The organism is Mesorhizobium sp. WSM4898, assembly GCF_029625845.1.
Taxonomy (GTDB): domain Bacteria; phylum Pseudomonadota; class Alphaproteobacteria; order Rhizobiales; family Rhizobiaceae; genus Mesorhizobium.
This window is the reverse complement of sequence record NZ_JARTVQ010000002.1, coordinates 1,411,950-1,435,715: the sequence shown is the minus strand read 5'-3', so window position 1 is coordinate 1,435,715 and position 23,766 is coordinate 1,411,950. Positions and strand designations below refer to the sequence as shown.

At 64.0% G+C, this 23,766-nt stretch carries 30 protein-coding genes; 9 read left to right on the top strand and 21 right to left on the bottom strand.

What is annotated here, in order from left to right; genetic code table 11:
• Positions 1–53 precede the first annotated feature (53 nt).
• Positions 54–518, top strand: coding sequence for a PTS IIA-like nitrogen regulatory protein PtsN (ptsN, locus tag P9228_RS14300; RefSeq protein WP_067004043.1), 465 nt, complete (start codon positions 54–56; stop codon positions 516–518).
• A 118-nt stretch (positions 519–636) separates the two neighbouring features.
• On the opposite strand, the gene P9228_RS14295 is transcribed toward ptsN, so the two are convergent.
• Both P9228_RS14295 and P9228_RS14290 read right to left on the bottom strand, forming a co-directional pair.
• Positions 637–894: a DUF1150 family protein gene (locus tag P9228_RS14295; protein ID WP_067318876.1), complete on the bottom strand. Its 258-nt coding sequence runs from the start codon at positions 892–894 to the stop codon at positions 637–639.
• Positions 895–958: 64 nt separating this feature from the next.
• Complete coding sequence (locus P9228_RS14290; RefSeq protein WP_067004038.1) at positions 959–1,384, bottom strand: Hsp20 family protein; 426 nt, start codon at positions 1,382–1,384, stop codon at positions 959–961.
• A gap of 140 nt (positions 1,385–1,524) precedes the next feature.
• Here P9228_RS14290 and P9228_RS14285 point away from each other — a divergent pair, with 140 nt between their 5' ends.
• Positions 1,525–2,469, top strand: coding sequence for a nucleoside hydrolase (locus P9228_RS14285; RefSeq protein ID WP_278053978.1), 945 nt, complete (start codon positions 1,525–1,527; stop codon positions 2,467–2,469).
• A gap of 30 nt (positions 2,470–2,499) precedes the next feature.
• Here P9228_RS14285 and P9228_RS14280 read toward each other — a convergent pair whose 3' ends face one another.
• From P9228_RS14280 to P9228_RS14250, 7 genes are all read right to left on the bottom strand, one after another.
• Positions 2,500–2,778: a hypothetical protein gene (locus P9228_RS14280; RefSeq protein WP_278053977.1), complete on the bottom strand. Its 279-nt coding sequence runs from the start codon at positions 2,776–2,778 to the stop codon at positions 2,500–2,502.
• Positions 2,779–2,948: 170 nt separating this feature from the next.
• Entirely contained in the window at positions 2,949–3,563 is a 615-nt protein-coding gene (locus P9228_RS14275) for a LysE family translocator (protein WP_095778737.1), read from the bottom strand.
• Positions 3,564–3,656: 93 nt separating this feature from the next.
• Positions 3,657–5,108 (bottom strand): amidase, encoded by a 1,452-nt coding sequence (locus P9228_RS14270; protein ID WP_278053975.1) that lies wholly within the window; start codon positions 5,106–5,108, stop codon positions 3,657–3,659.
• A gap of 5 nt (positions 5,109–5,113) precedes the next feature.
• Positions 5,114–6,016, bottom strand: a complete 903-nt coding sequence (locus tag P9228_RS14265) for a ribokinase (RefSeq protein ID WP_127247043.1) — start codon at positions 6,014–6,016, stop codon at positions 5,114–5,116.
• 150 nt (positions 6,017–6,166) lie between these two features.
• Complete coding sequence (locus P9228_RS14260) at positions 6,167–6,817, bottom strand: hypothetical protein (RefSeq protein WP_278053973.1); 651 nt, start codon at positions 6,815–6,817, stop codon at positions 6,167–6,169.
• 262 nt (positions 6,818–7,079) lie between these two features.
• A complete protein-coding gene (locus P9228_RS14255; RefSeq protein ID WP_067004018.1) occupies positions 7,080–7,985 on the bottom strand; it encodes a methylated-DNA--[protein]-cysteine S-methyltransferase in 906 nt (301 codons plus the stop codon).
• Between the two features lie 213 nt (positions 7,986–8,198).
• The gene (locus P9228_RS14250; protein ID WP_278053971.1) at positions 8,199–8,693 is read right to left on the bottom strand and encodes a DUF2244 domain-containing protein; all 495 of its coding nucleotides are present in this window, start codon (positions 8,691–8,693) and stop codon (positions 8,199–8,201) included.
• A 22-nt stretch (positions 8,694–8,715) separates the two neighbouring features.
• On the opposite strand from P9228_RS14250, the gene nth reads away from it, so the two are divergent.
• Positions 8,716–9,531, top strand: a complete 816-nt coding sequence (nth, locus tag P9228_RS14245) for an endonuclease III (RefSeq protein ID WP_278053969.1) — start codon at positions 8,716–8,718, stop codon at positions 9,529–9,531.
• An 82-nt stretch (positions 9,532–9,613) separates the two neighbouring features.
• Here the strand turns inward: nth and P9228_RS14240 are convergent, their stop codons facing one another.
• From P9228_RS14240 to P9228_RS14225, 4 genes are all read right to left on the bottom strand, one after another.
• Positions 9,614–11,122, bottom strand: a complete 1,509-nt coding sequence (locus P9228_RS14240) for a tripartite tricarboxylate transporter permease (protein ID WP_067318861.1) — start codon at positions 11,120–11,122, stop codon at positions 9,614–9,616.
• 10 nt (positions 11,123–11,132) lie between these two features.
• The gene (locus P9228_RS14235) at positions 11,133–11,594 is read right to left on the bottom strand and encodes a tripartite tricarboxylate transporter TctB family protein (protein WP_067004012.1); all 462 of its coding nucleotides are present in this window, start codon (positions 11,592–11,594) and stop codon (positions 11,133–11,135) included.
• 95 nt (positions 11,595–11,689) lie between these two features.
• On the bottom strand, positions 11,690–12,667 hold the full coding sequence (locus P9228_RS14230; RefSeq protein WP_278053967.1) for a tripartite tricarboxylate transporter substrate-binding protein: 978 nt from the start codon (positions 12,665–12,667) through the stop codon (positions 11,690–11,692).
• A 260-nt stretch (positions 12,668–12,927) separates the two neighbouring features.
• Positions 12,928–13,383 (bottom strand): DUF2214 family protein, encoded by a 456-nt coding sequence (locus tag P9228_RS14225; RefSeq protein ID WP_067318854.1) that lies wholly within the window; start codon positions 13,381–13,383, stop codon positions 12,928–12,930.
• A 214-nt stretch (positions 13,384–13,597) separates the two neighbouring features.
• Here P9228_RS14225 and P9228_RS14220 point away from each other — a divergent pair, with 214 nt between their 5' ends.
• Complete coding sequence (locus tag P9228_RS14220; protein ID WP_095800557.1) at positions 13,598–14,152, top strand: GNAT family N-acetyltransferase; 555 nt, start codon at positions 13,598–13,600, stop codon at positions 14,150–14,152.
• Positions 14,153–14,200: 48 nt separating this feature from the next.
• Here the strand turns inward: P9228_RS14220 and P9228_RS14215 are convergent, their stop codons facing one another.
• The 7 genes from P9228_RS14215 to P9228_RS14185 form a co-directional block, all read right to left on the bottom strand.
• Entirely contained in the window at positions 14,201–14,599 is a 399-nt protein-coding gene (locus P9228_RS14215; RefSeq protein ID WP_067318850.1) for a DUF1801 domain-containing protein, read from the bottom strand.
• Between the two features lie 77 nt (positions 14,600–14,676).
• Positions 14,677–15,126, bottom strand: coding sequence for a DUF1801 domain-containing protein (locus tag P9228_RS14210; RefSeq protein ID WP_095800656.1), 450 nt, complete (start codon positions 15,124–15,126; stop codon positions 14,677–14,679).
• Positions 15,126–15,359, bottom strand: a complete 234-nt coding sequence (locus P9228_RS14205; RefSeq protein WP_095800556.1) for a hypothetical protein — start codon at positions 15,357–15,359, stop codon at positions 15,126–15,128. The genes P9228_RS14210 and P9228_RS14205 overlap by 1 nt, the downstream gene beginning before the upstream one ends.
• Before the next feature lie 80 nt (positions 15,360–15,439).
• On the bottom strand, positions 15,440–15,850 hold the full coding sequence (locus P9228_RS14200) for an SRPBCC domain-containing protein (protein ID WP_095800555.1): 411 nt from the start codon (positions 15,848–15,850) through the stop codon (positions 15,440–15,442).
• Positions 15,847–16,170, bottom strand: coding sequence for a metalloregulator ArsR/SmtB family transcription factor (locus P9228_RS14195; RefSeq protein WP_067003998.1), 324 nt, complete (start codon positions 16,168–16,170; stop codon positions 15,847–15,849). Before P9228_RS14195 ends, P9228_RS14200 begins: the two co-directional genes overlap by 4 nt.
• A gap of 141 nt (positions 16,171–16,311) precedes the next feature.
• Positions 16,312–16,782: a nucleoside deaminase gene (locus P9228_RS14190; protein ID WP_278053963.1), complete on the bottom strand. Its 471-nt coding sequence runs from the start codon at positions 16,780–16,782 to the stop codon at positions 16,312–16,314.
• A gap of 84 nt (positions 16,783–16,866) precedes the next feature.
• Complete coding sequence (locus P9228_RS14185) at positions 16,867–17,718, bottom strand: IclR family transcriptional regulator (protein ID WP_278054083.1); 852 nt, start codon at positions 17,716–17,718, stop codon at positions 16,867–16,869.
• Positions 17,719–17,920: 202 nt separating this feature from the next.
• Here P9228_RS14185 and P9228_RS14180 point away from each other — a divergent pair, with 202 nt between their 5' ends.
• The 5 genes from P9228_RS14180 to P9228_RS14160 all read left to right on the top strand — a co-directional run bounded on the left by P9228_RS14180 (position 17,921) and on the right by P9228_RS14160 (position 23,108).
• A complete protein-coding gene (locus P9228_RS14180) occupies positions 17,921–18,886 on the top strand; it encodes a tripartite tricarboxylate transporter substrate-binding protein (protein WP_067318842.1) in 966 nt (321 codons plus the stop codon).
• A gap of 120 nt (positions 18,887–19,006) precedes the next feature.
• Positions 19,007–19,543 (top strand): tripartite tricarboxylate transporter TctB family protein, encoded by a 537-nt coding sequence (locus P9228_RS14175; RefSeq protein WP_067318841.1) that lies wholly within the window; start codon positions 19,007–19,009, stop codon positions 19,541–19,543.
• 5 nt (positions 19,544–19,548) lie between these two features.
• Positions 19,549–21,072 (top strand): tripartite tricarboxylate transporter permease, encoded by a 1,524-nt coding sequence (locus tag P9228_RS14170; protein ID WP_278053959.1) that lies wholly within the window; start codon positions 19,549–19,551, stop codon positions 21,070–21,072.
• A 15-nt stretch (positions 21,073–21,087) separates the two neighbouring features.
• The gene (locus tag P9228_RS14165; protein WP_278053958.1) at positions 21,088–22,272 is read left to right on the top strand and encodes a CoA transferase; all 1,185 of its coding nucleotides are present in this window, start codon (positions 21,088–21,090) and stop codon (positions 22,270–22,272) included.
• Complete coding sequence (locus tag P9228_RS14160; protein ID WP_278053956.1) at positions 22,269–23,108, top strand: citryl-CoA lyase; 840 nt, start codon at positions 22,269–22,271, stop codon at positions 23,106–23,108. Before P9228_RS14165 ends, P9228_RS14160 begins: the two co-directional genes overlap by 4 nt.
• Positions 23,109–23,217: 109 nt before the next feature.
• On the opposite strand, the gene P9228_RS14155 is transcribed toward P9228_RS14160, so the two are convergent.
• Complete coding sequence (locus tag P9228_RS14155) at positions 23,218–23,685, bottom strand: NUDIX hydrolase (RefSeq protein ID WP_278053955.1); 468 nt, start codon at positions 23,683–23,685, stop codon at positions 23,218–23,220.
• Positions 23,686–23,766: the final 81 nt, after the last annotated feature.

Below are 23,766 nucleotides of genomic sequence, written 5' to 3'. Positions count from 1 at the left end.
GGCCGCGCGAGGGGGACGACCGGCGCGGTAGGCGAGCAAGGGATTTTTCAGGCATGGATCTTAGCGATCTCATCAGCGTCCCGGCTATCATGCCGGCGTTGAAGGCGAATTCCAAAAAACAGCTTCTGCAATTGCTGTCGGAGAGGGCGGCGGCGATTTCAGGCATTCCGGAGCGGGAAGTGTTCGACACCATCCTGCAGCGTGAGCGGCTGGGCTCCACCGGCGTCGGCAACGGCATCGCCATTCCGCATGGCAAGCTCGCAGGGGTCAAGCGGATCGCAGGCGTGTTTGCCCGGCTGGAGGCGCCGGTCGATTTCGAGGCGCTCGACGACCAGCCGGTCGACCTGGTGTTTCTGCTGCTTGCGCCCGAAGGCGCCGGCGCCGACCATCTTAAGGCGCTGTCGCGTATCGCGCGCGTGCTGCGCGATGGCGATACGGTGGCCAAGATCAGGGGGACGCGCGACGCAGTGGCGATCCACGCGCTGCTGTCGGACACTCAAGCCTCGCACGCGGCCTGAAGTTTGGGTGAAGCTGGTCTTTGGATAAACCCGGTTTTTGGGATATAACCTTGAGGGGCCGCCGGGAGCGGCCCTTTCCAATTCAGGCAACGACCCCAAATTCAAATAGTGGTTGGGGTCAGTGGATGGCGACCGTGGTCAGATCATTCTCCAGCGCACCCGCCAGGGCCCGGTCACGGGCATCGGAAAGCAGGATCGGCTGACCGTTGGCGGCAAACAGCGCCCACAGTTCCAGCCCGGGCGCGATTTCGCCGAGGCCGGGGAAGCGGCCGCGCAAATCGTCGCTCGATATTTTCCTCAGATATGCGACCGAACCTTCGCCGAGATGGGCGAATTCGCCGCTGGTCATGGTCAGGGTTTCGTCAATTCTGGTCATTACAAGCCTCCTTGGCGCAAGGACGCCACTTCTGGCCGTCCCGCATTAGAGCCATCGGCAAAGATCAGTCTTTCACCGATATGTTTATTTTCCGTACCAGCCGCTCGGCCTCCGGACGGTCGAGATCGATCGACAACAGGCCGTTCTTCAATTCCGCGCCGACCACCCGCATGCCGTCGGCCAGCACGAAGCAGCGCTGGAACTGGCGAGCGGCGATGCCGCGGTGGAGGAACTCGCGCTCGGTGTCGTCGGTCTGACGGCCGCGCACGATTAACTGGTTTTCCTCGGTGGTGACATCGAGGTCGTTCTCTGCGAAACCCGCCACGGCAAGTGTGATGCGCAGCCTTTCCGCCTTGCCGTCCGAGGCGCCCAGACGCTCGATGTTATACGGAGGGTAGCTGTCGCCCGACTTCGCCAGACGTTCGAGCGTCTTTTCCATGGCGTCGAAGCCCAGAAGAAGCGGGCTGGAGAAGGGCGTCATTCGACTCATTGTTACACTGTCCTCTTAAGAGCGACACAAACCGGAAAAACCCGGATGGCATTTTTCCCGATGGTCTTGATATGGTCCGCCGCGCGATCAAGTTCAAGCCGTCAAAACCCCGCCCAAAAAGACTCCCCAAAGGAATTGAAATGCCCCAGTCACGAAAGATCATCATCGACACGGATCCCGGCCAGGACGATGCCGTCGCCATATTGCTGGCGCTCGGCAGCGCCGAGCTGGAGGTCGTCGGCATTACCGCCGTTGCCGGCAACGTGCCGCTGAAGCTCACGGAGAAGAATGCGCGCAAGATCTGCGAGCTCGGCGGCCGGCCCGACGTCAAGGTCTATGCCGGCGCCATCCGCCCGCTGGCGCGCGAGCTGGTCACCGCCGAGGACGTGCATGGCAAGACCGGCCTCAATGGACCCCAGCTGTCCGAGCCGACCATGCCGCTGCAGGAGCAATACGCGGTCGATTTCATTGTCGAGACGCTGATGCGCGAGGAAGCGGGCACGATCACGTTGTGCCCACTCGGGCCGCTCACCAACATCGCGCTGGCGCTGATCCGCGAGCCGCGGATCGCGCCGCGTATCAAGGAGATCGTGCTGATGGGCGGCGGCTTTTTCGAGGGCGGCAACGTCACGCCTGCCGCCGAATTCAACATCTACGTCGACCCGCAGGCGGCGGATTTGGTGTTCAAGTCGGGCGTTCCGATCGTGATGATGCCGCTCGACGTCACCCACAAGGCACTTACCTCGGCCAAGCGCATCCAGGCCTTCCGCCAGCTCGGCACCAAGGTCGGCACCGCAACCGCCGAGATGCTGGAGTTCTTCGAGCGCTTCGACGAGGAGAAATACGGCACCGACGGCGGGCCGCTGCACGATCCGTGCGTGATCGCCTATCTCATCAAGCCGGAGCTGTTCAAGGGTCGCCGCTGCAATGTCAGCGTGGAGACCAGCTCCGAGCTGACCATGGGCATGACGGTCATCGACTGGTGGGGCGTCACCAAGCGCGAGAAGAACGCCGTGGTGATGCGCGAGATCGACCACGATGCGTTCTTCGCGCTGCTGGTGGAGCGGCTGGGGCGGCTCAACTGACCGTCAAAGCGGCCAACCAAGCACACGTCGTCATCCGTTGAGCAACCGATAGATGTCGGCGCCGTGCTTGTGGTGCTGTCGCTCGATGGGAAGGACGGAGCCGAGAAGATGGGGTCGCCTCACATCGTCGTCGACAGATATCCGTGTGTTGTCGGCATCAAGGCGCAGATCGTAGGTGTAGTATAGATTGTGGCCGATCGTGCCGTACGGATTGATGGGCTTCACCCTGACGTATTCGACCACGCCCATCACGCGTTGAGTGGCGATGACCGGATTGGCCTGAAGCTCAACGATGGCGATGGATTTCATAGCCGCAAATGCGCAGAGAAAGCGACGCCGATCACGGCGTCGCTGTACTCATATTGCCAAATAAGCAAGCGATTCCGGAAGGAAACGTTTGACTTGTTCATCCTGAAGTGTGCTGCCAAGCACAATAATTCAATACGCGTCAAAAATAATTGCGACCAGAGTATTCGCTCTCATTTCGCCTTGGAGAACGCCAGCCAGAGCCCGCCGCCGACCAGGAAGCTGCCGCTGATCCGCGACATCAGCTTAACGCGGCTGGCCGAGAGCATGCGCCCGGCGCGGCCGGCGGCAAGCGCGTAGGTCGAATCCGACATGGCGGCGAAGACCATCGCGGTCAGGCCCATGACCACGATCTGCAGCGTGTAATTGCCCTGTGGCGCGATGAACTGCGGGAAGAAGGCGCCGAAGAAGACAAGCGTCTTCGGATTGGAAATCGCCACCAGGAAACCCTGCAGGAAGAAGCCGCCGCGCGGTTTCTTGGCCGATCCATCGGGGTTCAGGGCTCCCTTGGCGCGGAGCATCTGCACACCCATCCAGATGAGGTAAGCCGCACCGATCAGCCGCACCCATTCGAACCAGTGACCCATGCCGGCGATCAGCGTGTTGAGGCCGATGCCGACGATGGCGATCATGATGGCGAGCCCGGCCTGGGTGCCGGCGACATTGGCAAGCCCGGCGCGCGAGCCATGGCGGATGCTGTTGGCGATGATCAGCGTGACCGTCGGCCCGGGTACCAGGACGATGACGATGCAGGCGACGACATAGGCGGCGTAGAGTTCCAGCGACATGTTTTCCCCCGAACAGGATCGCGACGACAGGCGCGGAGCGCGATCAATGCACGGAGTTGACGCGGGCGCAAGCGCGCCAGCCGGTTGAGCCCGTCAGGCAGCCCCCGCCGGCCAGGGCAGCGTCGCCTCATAGGCGGCGCCGGCCTGGAGGACCGCCAGGTCGCCGCGCGGCTGGCCGATCAGCTGCATTCCCATCGGCCGGCCCTTGCCGTCGAAGCCGACCGGCACATTGAGCGCCGGACAACCGCCGAGCGTGGCAAAGGCGGAGACCTGCATCCAGCGGTGATAGCTGTCCATCGGCCGCCCGGCGATCTCGCGCGGCCAATGCGTCGAGACCTCGAAGGGGAAGACCTGGGCGGTCGGCAGCACGATAAGGTCGAAGCGCTCGAACAGCGACAGCAGCGTGCGGTGCCATGAGGTGCGCCGGACCGAGGCGGCATGGATCTGGGGCGCGGTAAGGCGCATCGCCTGCTCAACTTCCCAAACGGCCTCCGGCTTCAGCAGCCTGCGCTTTTCCGGATCGTCATAATGCGCCTTCAGTCCGCAGCCGCTGCTCGCCTGGCGCAACGTCACAAAGGCCTGCCAGAGCGCTTCGAAGTCGGCATCCGGCACCAGCGTTTCGCTGTGGAACGCGGCGTCCGCGAAGCGGGCGAGGGCAGTCTCGCACAGGTCGAGAATGCCTGGCTCCATCGGCAGATGGCCGCCGAAATCGCCGAGCCAGGCGATGCGGCCGCCGGTGGCTTTCTCCCGCAGGCCTTCGAGAAACGAGCCCTGCTTGTCATGCGACAATGGCGCCCGCGGATGATAGCCGGCCTGCTCATCGAGCAGCAGCGCGATGTCGCGCACATTCCGGCCCATCGGCCCTTCGACGCCCATCTGGGCGTGGAAGACATCGATGTCGGGGCCGGCCGGCACCAGCCCTTGCGAGGGGCGGAAGCCATAGACGTTGTTGTAGGCCGCCGGATTGCGCAGCGAGCCGCCGAAATCGCTGCCGTCGGCGACCGGCACCATGTCGAGCGCCAGCGCCACCGCAGCGCCGCCGCTCGAGCCGCCGGCGGTGAGCGTCGGATCGAAGGCATTGAGCGTCGGACCGAAGACCGGATTGTAGGTGTTGGAGCCCAGCCCGAATTCCGGAACATTGGTCTTGCCGATGATGATGGCGCCGGCCTTGCGCAGGCGCTCGACGAAGAAATCGTCCTCTTGCGGGACGAAATCGGCGAAGATCGGCGAGCCGAAGGTTGTTCTTAAGCCCTTGGTCAGGGCCAGGTCCTTGATGGCGATCGGCAGGCCGAACAGCGATCCGGCCGCGGCGCCCCGTGCCACATGGGCGTCCGCCCCGTCGGCTTCCGCCAGGATATCGGCGCGCTCGCGCAGCGACACGATGGCGTTGACCAGCGGGTTCACAGCATCGATGCGGTCGAGAAAGGCGCTGACGACCCCGCGCGCCGACAGACGGCGCTGCCTGATCGTGTCGGTAAGTTCTACGGCGGACAAGCGACAGATGTCGCTTGCCGGCGGCACGGCGTGTTTCGTCGACGGGCGCATCGCCGTCACCGCGCGGCCAAGGCCGCGTCGACATCCTTCGCCAGCGGAATCGCCGGCTGCGCACCCGGCTTCAAGCATGCGAGCGAGCCTGCCGCCGCGGCGCGCGTGAGCGCCTGTTCGAGCGAGAGGCCGGACGACAGGCCGGCGCCCAAATAGCCGCAAAAGGTGTCGCCCGCGCCGACCGTGTCGACCGGAGTTATCTTCAGTGCCGGGACGGTGATGAAATGGTCGGGAGTGGCAGCCAGCACGCCGTCGCCGCCGAGCGTCACGACGATGGCGCGGCCTGTCTTTTCGGCATAGTCGCGCATCCGCGCCTCCCGGTCGCGGCCGGTGAGCACCAGCGCCTCGCCATAGAGGTCGAACTCGGTCTCGTTGGCGACGGCGTAGTCGGCCTTGCCGAGAAAGCCGGCCGCCTCGGGGCGGAAAGGCGCGGTGTTGAGCACGCTGACGGCACCCGCCGCGCGGGTTGCATCAAGCGCCGCTTCGACCGTGGGCAGCGGGATCTCGTGCTGCAAAAGCACGACATCGCCCTTCTTCAGATACGCCTTGGCGATGTCGCCGGGCAGTACAGAATCGTTAGCGCCCGGCACGACGGCGATCACATTCTCGCCGTCGGCACCGACCAGGATGAGCGCTGTGCCGGTGGAGGCGAAGCTCTCGCCGACGCCGGAAAGATCGACACCGCCGGCCTTCAGCAGCGCCAGCGCTTCGGCGGCAAAGCTGTCCTTGCCGACGGCGCCGACCATGCGCACCTCAGCGCCTGCGCGGGCCGCGGCCAGCGCCTGGTTGGCGCCTTTGCCGCCGGGAGCGGTGGCAAAGCCGGAGCCGCGGACCGTCTCGCCGGGTTCAGGCAAACGGTCGACATTGGCGATCAGGTCGAGGTTGATCGAGCCGACGATGATGATCAAGAAAGGCCTCCTGCACGAGCGGGCGAGCCTTCGATCGAAGGCCGATGCCGCAAGTCCTTGCATTTACGCAGTTGCTTGCGCGGGAGGCTAGCCGCAAAGACCGTCTATTGCCAGATCAAGCCGGTTGTGCGCCGCACCGGCCCACAGGCATCATTCGCAGCGCACCGTCACCGTGCCCTGGTAGTTGCCGGCCGGGAAGATGCCCGGCGATTTCGTGGCCGTGAGATCGACCTGGATGGTGTGAGTGCCGTTGGTCACCCGCTGCGGCGAACTGCCCGGGATGTCCGAGCCTGAGCCATCGAGGCGGAAGACGGTGGCGAAGGTGACGTCGGTGTCGCCGCCGCTCGGCGCGGACGTGAAGGCAATCGGCGCCGGTGCCGAGACGGAATAGCAGTCGAGCAGGTTGAGGATCGTGCTGATGCTCCAGCCTTCGTTAGCCCATCCAGTCGATGCGGCAGCGGAGGTGGTCGCGGGATTGGGAGCAGCCACGCTTCCCGTCTGGCCGTCGGCGCCGAGACCCATCTTGAGCAGCTTCAATTCAAGCTGCAGGCGCTCGACCTCGAGTTCGTAGAGGCAGCCGCAATCGACGCGCTTCGGCGTCCGCCCGATCGGGACCACCACGCGGCCGTAAGTGGCGAGGTCGCTGTTCGACTGGCTGTTGCTGTTGCCGCGGATGACGCCGACGTCCAGATAGGCGCCGCTGCCGGAAACGGCCGAGCGGCAGGTCGTGCCGTCGGAAGCATGAACCTCGTCCTGGCCCTGGGGCAGGGTGACACCGGGCAAGGTGAGGCCCGTCTGCAAGCGTCAGAACCTGCGATGCCCGAAGAACTTTCCGCATATCTGTGCCCTTAGCAAATGCGGCTCAATACAGAGGTATCATCAGTTTATCGCGGTTAATTTAGCGTTAAACAAGATAACGACTGCAAACAATTCAAAATACAACCGGCGAAACCTGAGGTTGTCTCCGGTTGCATTTCCCTATATTTCGGATGTATTGTTTCGTTATACTTACCTATATTCAGATCCACGGTTTTTCGCAATGGCGCGCGGAAAAAACGAAGTTTCAGGACGCCATTTGTCCCGCCTCCCAGCCGAGGATGGCGCGCTTGCGCGTCAGTCCCCAGTGGTAGCCGGTGAGGGCGCCGGACTTGCCGAGCGCACGATGGCAAGGAACCACGAAGGACATCGGATTGGCGCCCACCGCCGCACCGACCGCCCGGCTGGCGCTCGGCGCGCCGATGCTTGCCGCGATCGAGGAATAGGTGCAGGCCCTGCCCATCGGAATGCGCAGCAGCGCCTCCCAGACGCGCAGCTGGAAATCGGTGCCGATCATCACCACACGCAGCGGCTGGTCGGCGCGCCATCTTGTCGGATCGAAGACGCGCGCGGCATAGGGCTGGGTGGCCGACATGTCCTCGACGTAAGCTGCGTTCGGCCAGCGGCCGGACATATCGGCGAAGGCAGCCCGCTCGCCGCCGGCGTCGCAGAAGGCCAGGCCGGCCAGCCCGCGATCGGTGACCATGATCAACGCAATGCCGAAGGGCGAGATATGATAGCCGTAGCGGATGGTCAGGCCGGCGCCACGGGTCTTGTAGTCGCCGGGTGACATCGCTTCGTGCGTGACGAAGAGGTCGTGCAGCCGGCCGGGGCCCGACATGCCGAGCTCGAACGAGGTTTCGAGCAGCGGCATGCCGGAATCAAGCAGCCTGCGCGCATGGTCGAGCGTCACCGCCTGCAGAAAGGCCTTGGGCGACAGGCCGGCCCAGCGCGTGAACAGTTTCTGCAGGCCCGTCGGCGTCTCGCCGACCGCCTCGGCCAGAACCTCCAGCGAGGGCTGGTCGCGATAGTCGAGGCTGATCTTCTCGATGGCGCGGCGCACGATTTCGTAGTCGCTGCCCACGGGCGTGATGTCGTTCTGCAGGATCGCTGACGGTTCCATCCGGGTATTCATGGTCATCTGGGCGTTCATGGCAATATCTCCCATGGCTGTCTGCTCGGCCGCGAATATCGGTCTTCCCGCGCATTGCCACCACCCGAAACTTGCCTTCCTCCGGCCCCTACCCAGATCGAGCAGGCTTCGAGCCGAAGGGCGATGACAGCCGGCGAAAAGATAGATTTGACCGGGGTAAGGCAGACCTTGCTGATGACGCTCTACGGCGAGGCGCCGGAGCGCCGTGCCAGTTCAACGCGCCCTGGCGGTCGCCAGTGCGCGCGAAAAGGCAGCAGCAAAGCTTTCGCGGGAACCGGGATCCAGGAAAGACCCGATCGAAACGCTTTCGCCTTGCGCCTCGACGGCCATGTTGGTGATGCCGATCTCGGCATGGCGGGCGATCGAAAAGCGGGCCCAGAACGGGTTGAAGCGATGATCCTCGAAGCGGCCCGACGGCGCCGTTTTGCGGATGTCGAGGCTGGTGCGCGAGACCGAGATTTCCTCACGGGCGCGGGCCGCCCGGTAATTGACGCGAAAGGCGATGTAGACGGCGACCACGTCCAGCCCCAAGAAGCCGAAGACCGGCCATGCGCCATGTGCCAGGAAGATCGCGCCGGTGATCGCCCAGCCGAACATCAGCGCGCCCATCAATATGAGAAAGCCGGTCCGACCGAGGGAGCGATGCGGCGTCAGCAGGGCCTGGAAGAATGGCTTGTCGGCTTCGAACGAGGCGTTTGTGTCGCTCATAGGGAAATATTATAGGAAGGGAATGGCGCCGCCCAAGTCCAAAAACTCCTTCCCCGTCAAAAAGCCGTCAGCCTTCGCCTCAGGCGGCAGTGCGAAAGCAAAGACGCCGTCCCGGAAGGGCGGGCTGCGCTCGCTCTACACGCCCGCCGAGGTGCATGAGATCTTCCGGCGTTTTTCCGTGCAGCGGCCCGAGCCGAAGGGCGAGCTCGACTATGTCAATCCCTTCACGCTGCTGATCGCGGTGGTGCTGTCGGCGCAGGCGACCGATGCCGGCGTCAACAAGGCGACGAAGCCGCTGTTTTCGGTCGCCGATACGCCGCAGAAGATGCTGGCGCTCGGTGAGGCCAAGGTCGGCGACTACATCCGCACCATCGGCCTGTGGCGCAACAAGGCCAAGAACGTGATCGCGCTCTCGAAGGCACTGATCGATGACCATGCCGGCAGCGTGCCCGAAGATCGGGACGAGCTGGTCAAGCTTCCGGGCGTGGGACGCAAGACCGCCAATGTCGTGCTCAACGTAGCCTTCGGCCAGCACACGATGGCGGTGGACACGCATATCTTTCGCATCGGCAATCGTATTGGATTGGCGCCCGGCAAAACGCCGGAACAGGTTGAGCAGGGGCTGATCAAAGTCATCCCCGCCGAATACATGCGGCACGCCCATCACTGGCTGATCCTGCATGGCCGCTATGTCTGCAAGGCGCGCAAGCCCGACTGCCCGGTCTGTGTCATCGCCGATATCTGCAAGTCCAAGGAAAAGACCACCGACCTGCCGGCGCCGCTGATCGAGCTCGCGCCGCTCGACGAAACTGAGGACCGAGCGATTGGTGTCAGCTAGTCAGAGTGTAGCGGATAGCGCCAGCCGACGGCGCCTGCGGTCAAAACGCCGAATTCAAAAATCGCAACGAAAATTCAATGACTTAATTTTCCTCCACAAACACCTCTTCACGCTTCTTCTTGACCGCGGGCAGGAAGACGATGACGAGCACGGCGAGCGCGATGAAGAGCAGGCTGGCGCTGATCGGTCTCGTCACGAAGGTGCTCGGGTCGCCGCGCGACAGAATCATGGCGCGACGCAAGTTTTCCTCAAGCAACGGGCCGAGCACGAAGCCGAGCAGCAGTGGCGCGGGTTCGCAGCGCAGCTTGGTCAGGAGGTAGCCGAGCAAGCCAAAGAAGGCGACGGCGTAGAGGTCGTAAACATTGGTGTTGACGCTGTAGACGCCGATCGAGCAGAACGCCATGATGATCGGAAACAGCACGTAATAGGGGATCGTAAGGAGCTTCACCCAAAGCCCTATCAGCGGCAGGTTGAGGATGATCAGCATCAGGTTGCCGATCCACATTGAGGCGATGATGCCCCAAAACAGCTCCGGCTGTTCGGTCGCGACATTGGGGCCGGGCACGATGCCCTGGATGATCATCGCGCCGATCATCAGCGCCATTACCGGATTGGCCGGAATGCCAAGCGTCAGCATGGGGATGAAAGAGGTCTGCGCGCCGGCATTGTTGGCCGATTCCGGCCCGGCGACGCCTTCGATGGCGCCCTTGCCGAATTCCCCCGGTTTTTTCGATACGCGCTTTTCGACCGTGTAGGAGGCGAAGGCTGCAAGGATCGCGCCGCCTCCCGGCAGGATGCCGAGCGCCGAACCAATGATCGTTCCGCGCATGATGGGCGCGGCCATGCGCCGAAAATCCTCGCCGGTGGGCATGAGGCCGGAGACTCTTCGGATCAGCACGGAGCGCTCATGCTCGTTCTCGAGGTTGCGCAGGATCTCGGCGACGCCGAAGACGCCGACCGCTACCGCGACGAAATTCAGCCCGTCGGCATATTGCGTGATGCCGAGCGTGAAGCGCGGCGTGCCGGTATAGATGTCGGTTCCGACGATGCCGAGCAGCAGGCCGAGCACAACCATGGCTAGCGCCTTGACTATCGAGCCGTGGGCGAGCGCGACGGACGAGACGAGGCCGACGACCATCAGCGAAAAGTACTCGGCCGCGCCGAATTCCAGCGCCATCGCCGTCAGCGGCGGAGCAAAGATGGCGACCAGGAAGGTCGACACCGTGCCGGCAAAGAACGAGCCTATCGCCGCGATCGCGAGTGCCGCCCCGGCGCGGCCGTTCTTGGCCATCTGGTAGCCGTCGATTGCGGTTACGGCTGACGAGGATTCGCCGGGCATATTGATGAGAATGGCGGTGGTGGAGCCGCCATATTGCGCGCCGTAATAGATGCCGGCGAGCATGATGAGAGAGGAAACCGGGTCGCCTATCTGGAACGTAATCGGCAAGAGCATGGCGATGGTTGCGGTGGCGCCGATGCCGGGCAGGACGCCGATCAGCGTGCCGAGAAGGACGCCGATCAGACAGAAACCGAGATTTGTCAGCGATGTCGCCGTCGAAAAGCCGAGCACCAAGTTGGCGAGGAGCTCCATGGTCGTCTCCTCACAATGGCAGCCACGGGCCAAAGCGTCGGAACGGCAGGCCGAGTGCGTAGCTGAAGACGAGTGAGGCAAACAGCGTCAGGCCGGCCGATAACACGAGCGCGGTCAGCGGTTTCATGCGGGCGCTGGCAAAGGATGCGATCAGCGCCGTCAGGAAGATCGACGGGATGAAGCCGAGGCCGCGCACCGTCAGGCCGAAGAAGATCGGAGCGGGGAGGATGAGCAGCATGCCGCGCCACGCAATGTGGCCGATCGCCTCGCTCTCGAAGCGCACTGCCTGGACGAGGATGATAACGCCGAGCAGGAGCAGCACAATCGCCAGGACCAGCGGGAAATAGCCCGGTCCCATGCGGAAGGCGGTGCCGATTTCGAGGCCGAGCGACTGCAGCGCGAAAAATGCGCCGAAGGCGATGAACAGCGCGGCGCATATGCCGTTGGTCGTGTCGATTGCGAAGGGCTTCATCACGTTCCTCTCAGGTGCGCACCCCGGGCGCGCCGTTGCAACGCAAAACGGGGCCGAAGCAAAAACGGGGCGCCGATCGCGCCCCGTCCAAAACCTCAGTCGGCGTACTGGCCGGCGGCTTCGATGATCGGCTTCCAGCGCCCGATCTCGCTTTCAAGCTTGGCCTTCAGCGCCGCCGGTGTCGCGTCGGCTTCGGGCGACGGCTTGGTGCCGAGTTCGGCGAAGCGGGCGGCGACGTTCTGATCCATCAGCGCGACCTGCAGCGATTTCGACAGGCGTCCGGTGATCGCGGCCGGCGTACCCTTTGGTGCGTAGAGGCCGTGCCAGATGCTGACCTGCACCTCGGGAAGGCCGCCTTCCGTCGTCGTCGGTACGTCCGGCAGCACATCGAGGCGTTCCGGCGAGGTGACGGCATAGGCCTTGATCGTGCCGCCCTGGATCTGCTTGGTGGTGTTGGTCGTCTGGTCGCACATCATGTCGACCTGGCCGCCAAGAAGATCGGTCATGGCCGGGCCGGTGCCCTTGTAGGGCACGGTGACCAGCGGCGTACCGATAGCGCTCATGAACAGCATGCCGCACAAATGCGAGGCCGCACCGATCCCGGCATTGGCGACGGTGACAGTATCCTTGTTGGCCTTGGCGTACTCGACCAGTCCCTTCAGATCGGTCGGCTCAAGGTCCTTGCGGCCGACGACGGTCATTGGCACCTCGGTGACGAGGCCGACATATTCGAAGGCGTTGAGCGTGTCGTATGCGAGCTTTCTGTACAGCGTCGCGCTGGTCGCCATGCCGATGTGGTGGAGGAGCAGCGTATAACCGTCCGGGTCAGCCTTCGCGACGCGCCCCGCGCCCAGCGTGCCGCCGGCACCGCCGACATTTTCGACGATGACCTGCTGGCCGAGATCCTTCGACATGGCTTCGGCGATGAGGCGTGTGACCGTGTCGGTCGGGCCGCCGGCCGCAAACGGCACCACAACGGTGATGGTGCGTTCCGGATAGGTCTGCGCGCCCGCGGCGAACGGATAAAGCGTGACGGCCGCTGCGGCAGCCAGAGCGGCAACAAATTTTCTCATTGTGACTTCCTCCCAGAGTATGAACCTCCAGCCACCGCGCGAAATTCCTCTCGGCGACGGCTGTGGATGCAATAGCAACTAGTGCAGGCTAGCAGATTGCAATCGGACTCAAACGGCAAACCGCGATTATCTACAAATCACCCGCAAGATGGATGGAAAAGATCTGGGTCGGATGATGGATCGCGGGATGTCGACATCTGACGACGGTACGTTGGCGGATGCCGGTTGCTGCCCGATCCCTGCTCTTCCTCGGTTCTATTCTAATAACCGTAGCCGCGCGCCATCGCCGCCGCAAAGACCGGGATGAGCAGGAAGATGAAGCCCTCGGCGCGGACATAGTTCTTCACCGAGGCGAGCTCCGCCGCCGGAACCGAGAAGGATGGATTGCCGCTCGCCTGCCTGCTCCAGGAGATGAAGCGCACGGTCGGGATGATCGACAGCAGGCCGACGATGATGAAGGCCATCATCTTTGCCCAGAACACCCAGTTGAAGACGTAGAACTCCCAGCCTTTCAGGCCGAAGAACACCCGGCAGATGCCGATGATGACGATCAGCGCGGCGATGATGCCGTAGTGGCGGTCGATGCCGACAACGCGCTTGAGCGTCGTCGCCCCCAACTCGCCGCGCACCAGCACGAACTCGGCGCCAATGATGCCGGCCAGCGAGAACACCAGAAGATGATGGGCGATCGCCAGCAGAAGGTCGGTGGTGTCCATTATCTTTCCTCGTTTTCAGACGGCGCCGCGATATCGCTGAATCAGCTTCGTCCCAAGACTAGCATCGCCTGTCGAGAATCCCACACGCCGAAATGTCAGCCGGTCAATGACCGCGCTCATCTACTTGCGTCGCTGGAGGATGCCCCGGGCGATCCTGGCCCTTGTTCGAACGTGCAGGTTTGCTAAGCGCTGCCGCTCAAAGGAGAGGACTGCGATGAGCGTTGCAAGGGAAGCCGGGGTGCCGATCCTCGAGACGGCGCGGACCGTCCTGCGGCCGCACCGGCTCGACGATTTCGAGACCTATGTCGCGATGTGGGCGGACCCGGGGGTCACCCGCTTCATCGGCGGCAAGCCGCGCACCCGCGAGGAAAGCTGGATGCGTTTCCTGCGCCATGCCGGGCTGTGGTCGCTGCTTGGCTATGGGTTCTGGGCGATCGAGGACAAGGCGACTGGCCGCTTCCTCGGCGAGGCCGGCTTCCATGATCTGAAGCGCGAGATCGAGCCCTCGATCGAAGGCGTGCCGGAAGCCGGCTGGGCTTTAGCTTCGGGTGCGCATGGCCAGGGGCTTGCAAGCGAAGTCGTCGGGCGCATCGTCGCCTGGGGTGACGAGGCGTTCGGGCGAGCCAGAACCGTCTGCATCATCGATCCCGAAAATGGCGCCTCGCTCAAGGTCGCAGATAAGAACGGCTATCGCGAAATCCTGCGGACCACCTATCACGACAAGCCGACGATCCTGCTGGAGCGGTGGGCCGGAGAGGCAACAGCCTAGAGGGCAATGCCGGGTTCGTCCGCCTCCGGTGCTGACGCGCTTCTGGGATCAGCGTTTGGCCTTGGACCTGTTCAGGGCCACCGCTGCTCGCACGAGAGCCTTGAACGCTTCCTGGTCGATCTCCTCGCCTTCGCGAAAATCGATGGCGCGCCTTGTGTTGCCTTCGAGGCTGGAGTTGAAGAGACGTGAGGGATCCGGCAGCGCCGCGCCCTTGGCGAAGGTCAGCTTGACGACGGCCTTGTAGGTCTCGCCGGTGCAGATCATTCCGGCGTCCTCCCAGACCGGCACGCCGCGCCACTTCCATTCCTCGGTGACGTCCGGATCGGCATCCTTAATCAGGGCGCGCAGCCGGCCGAGCATCTCGCCCCGCCAATCGCCCAATTCCGCGATACGGCCATCGATCAGCTCGGAAGGAGACTTGCTTTCCTGCACGCCGATTTTCTCCATATGTGTCCTCCTTCAACACCCGCTAGACGGATCGCCATGATGCCTCGTCGGGCGGACGTGAGTGACCGATAATGCGCTTACATTCGTTCGCCAGGCAATTGACTTGCCTGTTTCACCCAGGAGACGAATTGCGCTTCGTCGAGCTGGTCGTCCTCATGGATGTGAAAATAGCGCGTGTCCTTGCTCTTGGATTCGCCGGGCGGCACCGGCTTCAGCGACATGCCGCGAAAGAAGGCCACTTTGACGTATCTGGTGAAACAGTGAATGCCGAGAAACCAGCCTTCGCCGTCCATGCCGTAAAACGGCGAGTTCCATTTGACGGCCTTCTGCACGTCGGGGACGGCATGCATGATAAGTTGGTCGAGCCGGCGGCCTACCTCGCTCTTCCAGCCCGGCATCGCCGCGATATAGGCCTGCACGGGAGCGTCACCATACCCCTTGGCGATCTGCGGGTTGCCGCCCGAAAGCAGGACGGGTTTTTCCCCCGACGGCCTGGCTGCAACCTTTGCCGATTTCGCTTTTGCCATCAGGCCGGTCCGGCGCGCTCGCGCGCCGGCCCACCGCGCCACCTTGCGGCATAGGGCAGCACGAACATGTAGAGGCCGCTGAACAACAGCAGGAAAAGCGGCAGGAGCGGCGAATAGACCACCCAGGCCGGCGCCTCGCCCAATGCCATGGCGACGAAGTTGGCGATGACGGTCACGGTAAAGATGATCGACAGCCAGCGATGCAACTGCCTGATCCACTTGCTCCAGTCCAATGCTTCCTCCTCTGAAAGATCCAATGAACGCTGGGCTTACCAGCGCGCCAGGCTGCGTCATCTGGATGAGATTGCCGCCCTCACTCGATCCGCGAAAGCACCTGCTCCAAGGCCGAAAAGAACCTCGGCCAGCCAACAGTGGCACCTCGGAAATACGGCTCCTGGTCAGTCCGGAAGCCCGTCTGCTCCATGCGCAGGCGAGTGCCGGCGCCGGTCGGGGTGAGCGTCCATGTGACGACGCTCTCTAGATCCTTGGTGTCCCATGTGTAGGAAAGCGTTTTGTTTGGCTCGACTGTCTGGACCTGGCACTCGACACCGCCCCAGTCCGCGCTCAGTTCGAAACGGTGGTCTACGACCGGCTTGAAGTTGTTCTTCATCAGCCACTCCTCGATGAGATGCGGCTGGGTCAGTGCCCGCCAGATCTTTTCCGGCGGATAGGGAATCTCGCGCTCGACGACAACGGAGCGCGTTCCGGCCGGCATATCGTTCATTGATCCATCCTCTGCAGCAGATCCTCGAGATCGTCGAACCGGCTCTCCCAGAACCCGGCCATATCGCGAGTCCAATCCATTAGCGGCGCCAGCGCGCCAAGCTGTGCGCTGTAATGGGTCTGGCGACCCTCGTGGCGGTCGCGCACCAGTCCGGCTTGCTTGAGCAGGCCGAGATGTTTCGACACCGCCGGCTGCGAGACACCGGCCTCAGCCGTCAGCGCGCCGACCGTCTGCTCGCCTTGCCGGCACAGACGCTCGAAGATGGCGCGCCTTGTCGGATCGGCAAGCGTCCGGAACAGCATATCGTGTGCGTTCGTCATCTGGATCGATAACTCAATGGCTATTGATTGACGTATAACCAGTGAGATATGTGTGAGTCAAGCAGAGCCTAGAGGGCGGAAGCTTAGGGCGGACTGGGTCACCCTATCCTTGCGGACCCGTCCCCAACATCCGCTTCCGCGTCAGCGCTTCCAGAACTCGCGGTGTGGTGCGAGTAGCTCGTCCGCGACTTCGGGAAAGGGGCCAAACACCTTGATCTTTTTCTGCCCGGAGTCGAGGACGGCGCGCGAAGAAAGGCTCATAGTCGGATTCGCCGCGTGATCGCCGGTGAGCGCGAGAAGCTTGGTCTCCTCGAAGCCGTAAACCAGCCGGCCGATATTGGCCCAGTAGACCGTTCCGGTGCACATCGCGCAGGGCTCGCCGGTTGAGACCAGGGTGCAGGTCCAGAGAAACTCCGGCGAATAGGCAGCCGCCGCGCGTCGCGCAAGTTCGGTTTCGGCGTGATGGACGGTGTCGATATTGCCTTGGCGCATGAGGATGGCGTCGTCGGGGCCGACCAGCACCGCACCGAATGGATGATGACCGTGCGCCGCCGCCTCGCGCGCCACGGCGTCGGCGGATCGGAGGTGGGCGAGCATCTGATCGCGGGTCATGGCAAAAACCCTATCGCGCCGCCATCCACCCGATGGGCGGCCCTTTGAGCCGAGATTGGTGCCAAGGGACGCGATTGGCAAGTGCTAACCGTCGCGTGAGCGTCCACCTGCCCGAAGCTCGGCGACATTGGCCTGTTGCGTGCCGGAAACTCGAATTTGATGCTCGCCAAAACCCGGATCCGTTGTGCGCTCCGGCGGCGTGTCGAGGCTTGCCGCATCCAGCATGGATGCATCTTCGCCAAAAGCGCGGGTGGCGCGGGCGGCAGCTTCGAGGAGCGGCCGCTTCATACGGGTGAGGAAGGCCGCGTCGACCCGCGTGTTCGGACCGGCGAGCGTGAGCACGCCGAGCAGTGTCCGTCCCGGCCCGAAGACAGGGGCGGAGATGCCGGCAGTCTGCGGGTCGCGGTCACCGATTGAAATGTAGCTATAGGTTTTCCGGATCGTCTCGTAAGGCTCGCCCTGCTCTCCCGAGAACGCGGCCAGCACCCGGCCGCCGGAACCAACCAGCAAGGGCAGCACGTCACCTTCCCGTATCGTGTAGCGGATCGGGTGCTTCGACTCGACCCGGTAGAGACAGGTGCGCACGTCGCCCGAGCGGACATAGAAGGCGACGCTTTCCCAACTCCGCTCGGAGAGATCGCGCATGATCGGCAAAAGGATATCCATCGCCACGAGCGAGCGCTGGTAAAGCGCGCCAAGCCTGAAGGTCGCCGGTCCGATGCGATAGCGTCCGTCCTCCAGGCGCTCCAGCAATTGCCCGCGCATCAGCGAGGTGGCCAATCTGAGGATCGTGCTCTTGTAGAGACCGGTTCGGGCCGCGATTTCGGCGAGGCCGAGCGACCGGTCGGCAATGGTGAACGCGTCGAGGATGGCGATTGCCCGGTCGAGCGCGGCAACGCCGTCGGCCGGAGCCTGGCTTGGACGGAGCTCTGTCATTGCGGTGACGATTTCATCGTGGTCGCCCATCCGGGAATGACCCTGGACATGCGGATTTAGTCCGATCCTATGCGTTCTGTCCAGCAGAATGGCATTCCCGTTGACAGAACGCGGTAACAAATGCTTGAACTCGAATGCGGGTCTTAATTCAGGCCACGTCTTGGCAGGCACCGGAGGAGGTGTCGTGATTTGGAGGAATCCCATGCTGAACAGACGCAGATTCTTGTCGACCACCGCCGCCGGCTTCGCGGCTTTGCATTTCGGACCCGCCTTTGCGCAGGACGCCCCGCAAATCCAAATTTTCGTGCCGGCGGCCCCCGGCGGCGGCTGGGACCAGACCGCGCGCACGATCGATCAGGTGCTGCGCTCCGAAAAGCTGATCTCCGGCTCGCAGATCACCAATGTCGGCGGCGCCGGCGGCACGGTCGGCCTGCCGCAATTCGTCAACCAGTGGAAGGGCAAGGGCAACGCGCTGATGGTTGCCGGCATGGTCATGGTTGGCGCCATCATCGCCAACAAGGCCGCCAACAATCTCACCGAAGTGACGCCGATCGCGCGCCTCACCGGCGAGTTCGAGGCGCTGGTGGTGCCGGCAGCCTCGCCGTTCAAGACGGCTAATGATTTCGTCGCGGCGCTGAAGGCGGATCCGACGAAGGTTCCGGTGGCCGGCGGTTCGGCCGGCGGTTCCGACCACATCCTTTTCGGCCTGATCGCCAAGACGGCCGGCGTGCCTGCCGCCAACCTGTCCTATGTGCCGTTCGCCGGCGGCGGCGAGGCGCTGTCGGCGCTGCTCGGCAACCAGGTCGCGGCCGGCATTTCCGGCTATGGCGAATTCTCCGAGCAGGTCAAGGCGGGCGCGCTCCGGCTGCTGGCGATCTCGTCGGACAAGCGCCAGGAAGGCATCGACGCGCCGACATTGAAAGAGGCCGGCATCGACGTCGAATTGTTCAACTGGCGCGGCGTCTTTGCACCCCCCGGCGTTTCCGACGAAGACAAGGCGGCGATGATCAAGATGGTCGAGACCATGGCGAAGAGCGAGGCCTGGGCGACCGAGTGCAAGAACCGCAACTGGACGCCGATTCTGCTGACCGGCGACGATTATGCCAAGTTCGTCGCCGAGGACACGACACGCATCGGCGCGATCCTCAAGGATCTCGGCCTCGCCTGATCGCCTCCTGCCTGATCTCGAAGGAGGCTGCATCGCCTTGTTCGAGACAGCGGACATGCGACGGTTCAATGAAACTGCGGCGAAGCCGGCAGTGGGAGGCCGGCTTCCGGGGAGGAGATCATGAGCACCAGCGACCAGCAGGCGTCACCGCCGCGCCTTGCCATACCCGAATTGCTGATCGGCGTCGGGCTTCTTGCCTGCGCCGGGGCCGTTGCCTGGCAGACCCTGGCGATCCCGGTTTCGCCGCTCTATTCCAAGGTCGGCCCGAAGGTCTTCCCCTACATGACCATGGCCGGCATGGTGATCCTGTCGCTGCTGCTCATCGTTGCCGCCCTGCGTGGCGGCTGGCAGCCGGACGAGGAAAAGGAGACGCCGACCGATTGGAAGGCGATGGGTTTCGTGGTCGCGGGGCTCGTTGCCAATCTCGTGCTGATCCAGCCGCTCGGCTTCACAGCCGCTTCGGTGATCATGTTCGTGCTGGTCTGCTTCGGCTTCGGCAGCCGGCATCCGCTGCGCGATGCGCTGCTCGGCCTGATCTTGGCGCTGGCTGCCTATTTCGGATTCGCCAGAGCGCTCGGCGTCAACATCGGGGCCGGCCTGATCGAGAACCAGCTCAACGCGTTGATCAGCGCCCTCGTCGGCATGGGAAGGGGCTGAGGACGATGGACACGCTCGGTTATCTCGCGCACGGATTTGCGGTCGCCTTCACGCCGACCAATCTCTTGTGGTGCCTGCTCGGCACGACGCTCGGAACCGCGATCGGCGTGCTGCCCGGCCTCGGGCCGGCGCTGACCATCGCGCTGCTTTTGCCGATCACCTACCAGGTGGCGCCGGAAGCTTCCTTCATCCTGTTTGCCGGCATCTATTACGGCGCCATGTATGGCGGCTCGACGACGTCGATCCTGCTCAATACACCGGGCGAAAGCGCCACCATCGTCACCGCGCTCGAGGGCAACCGGATGGCGCGTTCGGGCCGCGGCGGCGCGGCGCTTGCGACTTCCGCGATCGGCTCGTTCGTCGCCGGGACCCTCGGCACGCTGGGCGTCGCCTTCCTGGCGCCGATCGTGGTCAAGTTGGCGCTGGCTTTCGGGCCGGCGGAATATTTCTCGCTGATGGTGCTCGCCTTCATCACCGTTTCGGCGGTGCTCGGCTCGTCCTCTGTGCGGGGGCTTACCAGCCTGTTCGTCGGCTTCGTCATCGGCATGATCGGCGTCGACCTGCAGACCGGGCAGCCGCGCTTCACCTTCGGCATGGGCGAGTTGCTCGACGGCGTCGACGTCATCATCGTCGCGGTCGGCCTCTTTGCGGTCGGCGAGACGCTCTACGTGGCTTCGCGCCGCTATGCCGGGAAGGACGAGATCGTGCCGCTGAGGGGCTCGCTCTACATGACTGCTTCCGAATGGGCGCGCTCGTGGAAGCCGTGGCTCAGGGGCGCGGCAATCGGCTTCCCGATCGGCGCCCTGCCCGCCGGCGGGGCCGAGATCCCGACCTTCCTCTCCTATGCCATCGAAAAGAAGCTTTCCAAGCACAAGGAGGAGTTCGGCACGGTCGGCGCCATCGAAGGCGTCGCCGGGCCGGAGGCTGCCAACAATGCGTCGGCTGCCGGCGTGCTGGTGCCGATGCTGACGCTTGGCCTGCCGACCTCGGCAACGGCGGCGATCATGCTGTCGGCCTTCCAGAGCTACGGCATCAATCCCGGACCGCTGCTGTTGACGACGCAGGCCAATCTCGTCTGGGGCCTCATCGCCAGCCTGTTCATCGCCAACGTCATCCTCGTCATCCTCAACCTGCCGTTGATCGGCCTTTGGGTACGATTGCTCAAGATCCCGGCGCCGCAGCTCTATGCCGGCATTCTGGTGTTCGCCACCGTCGGCACCTACGGCATCTCGCAGTCGCCGATCGATCTCATGATCCTCTATCTGCTGGGCGCGGCGGGTTTCCTTATGCGCCGCTTCGATTTTCCGACGGCGCCGGTCATCATCGGCATGATCCTCGGGCCGCTCGCCGAGACGCAGTTCCGCCGGGCGATGACGATCGCCAATGGCGACTGGACGGTGTTCTACCGGCACCCGCTCTCGCTGACGCTATTAACGCTCGCCTTCATCGGTCTGGTCGGCCCGCATATCTGGGCCTGGATCGAACGCCGGCGCACGCGCGGACCAGAGCATGTGCCGGGCGATGCCTGACCGATCTGGAGCATCATGACAGACCTGCTTTCCGGCATACGCGTCCTCGACCTCACCAATGTGCTGGCAGGTCCTTACTGCGCCTACCAGCTGGCGCTGCTCGGCGCCGACGTCATCAAGGTCGAGGCGCCGCCGAGCGGCGATCTCGCGCGCCAGCTTGGCGCCTCGCCGGAGCTCAACAAAGCCGGCATGGGTGCATCCTTCCTGGCGCAGAACGCCGGCAAACGATCGGTGGTGCTCGACCTGAAGCAGGAGGCCGACCGCGAGCGGTTCCTCGACCTGGTCGCCACGGCGGACGCACTGGTCGAGAATTTCCGGCCGGGCGTGATGGATCGGCTCGGCCTCGGCCACGAGAAGCTGAAGGAGGTTAGGCCAAGCCTCGTCTATTGCGCGATATCGGGTTTCGGCCAGACCGGCCCGATGCGCGGCAACCCGGCCTATGATCAGATCATCCAGGGGCTGTCCGGGATCATGAGCATCACCGGCACGCCGGAAACGGCGCCGCTGCGCGTCGGCTATCCGGTCGCCGACACGCTGGGCGGGCTGGTGGGGGCCTTCGCTATCGCTGCGGCGCTGGTGCGGCAGAAGACCAGCGGCGAAGGCGCCTTCCTCGACGTGTCGATGCTCGAATGCACGCTATCGGCCTTGGGATGGCCGGTGTCGAACTATCTGACGGCGGGCGTTGAGCCTCAAGCCATGGGCAACGAGAACATGACGGCCGCGCCCTCCGGCGCGTTCCGCACCGGCGAGGGCCTGCTCAACATCGCCGCCAACAAGCAGGAGCAGTTCGTGACCCTTTGCGGCTTGATCGGCCGCCCAGAGTTGGCTTCGGATCCGCGCTTTGCAGAACGCGAGACGCGCAAAGAGAACCGGGCAGCGCTGAAGCCGCTTATCGAAGACGCGCTTGCCGGCGCTCCTGCGGCGGTCTGGGAAGAAAAGCTCAACCGCGCCGGCGTGCCGGCCGGGCGGGTGCTGACGATCCCGCAAGTGCTGCAGGAACGCCAGGTCACCGAGCGCCGCATGACGACCCGCTTCCAGGAGATACCCGGAATGGAGAAGCCGCTCACGGTGGTGCGCGGCGGCTTTATGGTCGACGGTGCGGCTCCCGTGCCAGCCGGCCCTCCGCCACGTCTTGGCGCGCATATGGACGACGTGTTCGCCAGCTTGCCGGCGCGCGGCAAAGGGAGGGCGCGGGCATGAGCGCGGACAAAAGGACCGGCCGCGAGCGCGGCGAAGAGTGGTGGCAGACCGGCATCATCGAGATGCGGCCCGGCGTGATCCGGCTGCGCGGCTACGAGATCCAGGATCTGATCGGCCGCGTCAGCTTTCCGGCGATGATCTGGCTGATGCTGCGCGGCGATTTGCCGGGCGAAGATGAGGCGGCGCTGCTCGGCATCGCGCTCGGGGCCGCCGTCGACCATGGCCCGCAGGCGCCGTCGATCGCGATCGCGCGCATGGCGGCGACCTGCGGCGTCGGCATCAACAACGCCATGGCCTCCGCCATTAATGTGCTGGGCGACGTGCATGGTGGGGCCGGCGAGCAGGCGCTTTCCTTCTATGGCGACATCGCCGCCGCAATGGATGGTGGCGCGAGCCTCGCCGAAGCGGTGAGTGCGCGGCTCGACCGGTTCTTCGCCGAGGAAAAGGACTACGTGCCTGGCCTCGGGCATCGCTTCCACCCGATCGATCCGCGGGCGCCGCGCCTCATCGAACTGACGCGCGACTTCGCCTGGCGCGGGGTCGTCAGCGGGCGCTTTGCCGACATTGCCGAGGCGATCGAGGCGGAGGTGGCGACACGCAAGGGCAAGACGATCCCGCTCAACATCGATGGCGCCACAGCCGTCATCTATGGCGAGCTTGGCTTCCCGCCGCCGCTGACGCGCGGCCTCTTCGTGCTGTCGCGTTCGGTAGGCATACTGGCGCATGCCTGGGAGCAATCACAGGAGAGCGACCGCAACAAGGGACCTCTGCCCAAAGAATGGCTGTGGGCCTATAGCGGCACACCGGCACGGCCGTTTCCTGGCGACTCCGATTAGAGCGTTTCACCGTTCGACGGGAACGGCGAACCAATCCGTCCCTTTGTTTTGACGGAATTCCTGACGGATGCCGTATCACACTTTCGTGGAATTGCGCCAGGCCATCGTCTTACGCTGTATCGGTCGCCAAGGCCGTCAAATCCCTTAGAAGGGTCGAAAGCTCGGGCTCGTCGATCAGCAGGGCCGCATCGGCCGCCGGCAGCCAAGCCCGCTGACGGTTCACGGCCTCCCGCCAGTCGGCCATCTCCTCGCTGACCTCGAGCAGATAGACGACCACGTCGACACGGACGAAACGGCTGGCCATGCGCTTCCAATAGGAGTAGCCGCCGGCAGGCTGCTTCAGCGCCTTGCCCAGCACGCCCGCCTCTTCCTGGGCCTCGATCGCGGCCGCCTTGCGCCCGCTCTTGCCTTTCATCGGCCAGCCCTTGGGCACAATGAAACGTTTGGTCGTGCGCGAGGTGACCAGCAAGACTTCAAGCTGGCCGTCGCCGCGTAGGCGAAAGGGGATGGCCGCCACCTGGCGGATCCGCTCTCCCTTCCTTGCCCTGCGTACTGCTTTCTTCTTGGCTGCTGCCATCCCAAAATCCGATCAAAGCGGCATTCCTGCCGTACGCTATCCGCACGGCAAAACCTCGCTCCTGCAAATCCCAAAACCGCC

Excerpts from the sequence above, each read along its gene's own strand:
- ptsN (WP_067004043.1), top strand. The coding sequence starts at position 54 with ATGGATCTTAGCGATCTCATCAGCGTCCCGGCTATCATGCCGGCGTTG.
- P9228_RS14295 (WP_067318876.1), bottom strand. The coding sequence starts at position 894 with ATGACCAGAATTGACGAAACCCTGACCATGACCAGCGGCGAATTCGCC.
- P9228_RS14290 (WP_067004038.1), bottom strand. The coding sequence starts at position 1,384 with ATGAGTCGAATGACGCCCTTCTCCAGCCCGCTTCTTCTGGGCTTCGAC.
- P9228_RS14285 (WP_278053978.1), top strand. The coding sequence starts at position 1,525 with ATGCCCCAGTCACGAAAGATCATCATCGACACGGATCCCGGCCAGGAC.
- P9228_RS14280 (WP_278053977.1), bottom strand. The coding sequence starts at position 2,778 with ATGAAATCCATCGCCATCGTTGAGCTTCAGGCCAATCCGGTCATCGCC.
- P9228_RS14275 (WP_095778737.1), bottom strand. The coding sequence starts at position 3,563 with ATGTCGCTGGAACTCTACGCCGCCTATGTCGTCGCCTGCATCGTCATC.
- P9228_RS14270 (WP_278053975.1), bottom strand. The coding sequence starts at position 5,108 with ATGCGCCCGTCGACGAAACACGCCGTGCCGCCGGCAAGCGACATCTGT.
- P9228_RS14255 (WP_067004018.1), bottom strand. The coding sequence starts at position 7,985 with ATGAACGCCCAGATGACCATGAATACCCGGATGGAACCGTCAGCGATC.
- P9228_RS14250 (WP_278053971.1), bottom strand. The coding sequence starts at position 8,693 with ATGAGCGACACAAACGCCTCGTTCGAAGCCGACAAGCCATTCTTCCAG.
- nth (WP_278053969.1), top strand. The coding sequence starts at position 8,716 with ATGGCGCCGCCCAAGTCCAAAAACTCCTTCCCCGTCAAAAAGCCGTCA.
- P9228_RS14240 (WP_067318861.1), bottom strand. The coding sequence starts at position 11,122 with ATGGAGCTCCTCGCCAACTTGGTGCTCGGCTTTTCGACGGCGACATCG.
- P9228_RS14235 (WP_067004012.1), bottom strand. The coding sequence starts at position 11,594 with ATGAAGCCCTTCGCAATCGACACGACCAACGGCATATGCGCCGCGCTG.
- P9228_RS14230 (WP_278053967.1), bottom strand. The coding sequence starts at position 12,667 with ATGAGAAAATTTGTTGCCGCTCTGGCTGCCGCAGCGGCCGTCACGCTT.
- P9228_RS14225 (WP_067318854.1), bottom strand. The coding sequence starts at position 13,383 with ATGGACACCACCGACCTTCTGCTGGCGATCGCCCATCATCTTCTGGTG.
- P9228_RS14220 (WP_095800557.1), top strand. The coding sequence starts at position 13,598 with ATGAGCGTTGCAAGGGAAGCCGGGGTGCCGATCCTCGAGACGGCGCGG.
- P9228_RS14215 (WP_067318850.1), bottom strand. The coding sequence starts at position 14,599 with ATGGAGAAAATCGGCGTGCAGGAAAGCAAGTCTCCTTCCGAGCTGATC.
- P9228_RS14210 (WP_095800656.1), bottom strand. The coding sequence starts at position 15,126 with ATGGCAAAAGCGAAATCGGCAAAGGTTGCAGCCAGGCCGTCGGGGGAA.
- P9228_RS14200 (WP_095800555.1), bottom strand. The coding sequence starts at position 15,850 with ATGAACGATATGCCGGCCGGAACGCGCTCCGTTGTCGTCGAGCGCGAG.
- P9228_RS14195 (WP_067003998.1), bottom strand. The coding sequence starts at position 16,170 with ATGACGAACGCACACGATATGCTGTTCCGGACGCTTGCCGATCCGACA.
- P9228_RS14190 (WP_278053963.1), bottom strand. The coding sequence starts at position 16,782 with ATGACCCGCGATCAGATGCTCGCCCACCTCCGATCCGCCGACGCCGTG.
- P9228_RS14185 (WP_278054083.1), bottom strand. The coding sequence starts at position 17,718 with ATGACAGAGCTCCGTCCAAGCCAGGCTCCGGCCGACGGCGTTGCCGCG.
- P9228_RS14180 (WP_067318842.1), top strand. The coding sequence starts at position 17,921 with ATGCTGAACAGACGCAGATTCTTGTCGACCACCGCCGCCGGCTTCGCG.
- P9228_RS14175 (WP_067318841.1), top strand. The coding sequence starts at position 19,007 with ATGAGCACCAGCGACCAGCAGGCGTCACCGCCGCGCCTTGCCATACCC.
- P9228_RS14170 (WP_278053959.1), top strand. The coding sequence starts at position 19,549 with ATGGACACGCTCGGTTATCTCGCGCACGGATTTGCGGTCGCCTTCACG.
- P9228_RS14165 (WP_278053958.1), top strand. The coding sequence starts at position 21,088 with ATGACAGACCTGCTTTCCGGCATACGCGTCCTCGACCTCACCAATGTG.
- P9228_RS14160 (WP_278053956.1), top strand. The coding sequence starts at position 22,269 with ATGAGCGCGGACAAAAGGACCGGCCGCGAGCGCGGCGAAGAGTGGTGG.
- P9228_RS14155 (WP_278053955.1), bottom strand. The coding sequence starts at position 23,685 with ATGGCAGCAGCCAAGAAGAAAGCAGTACGCAGGGCAAGGAAGGGAGAG.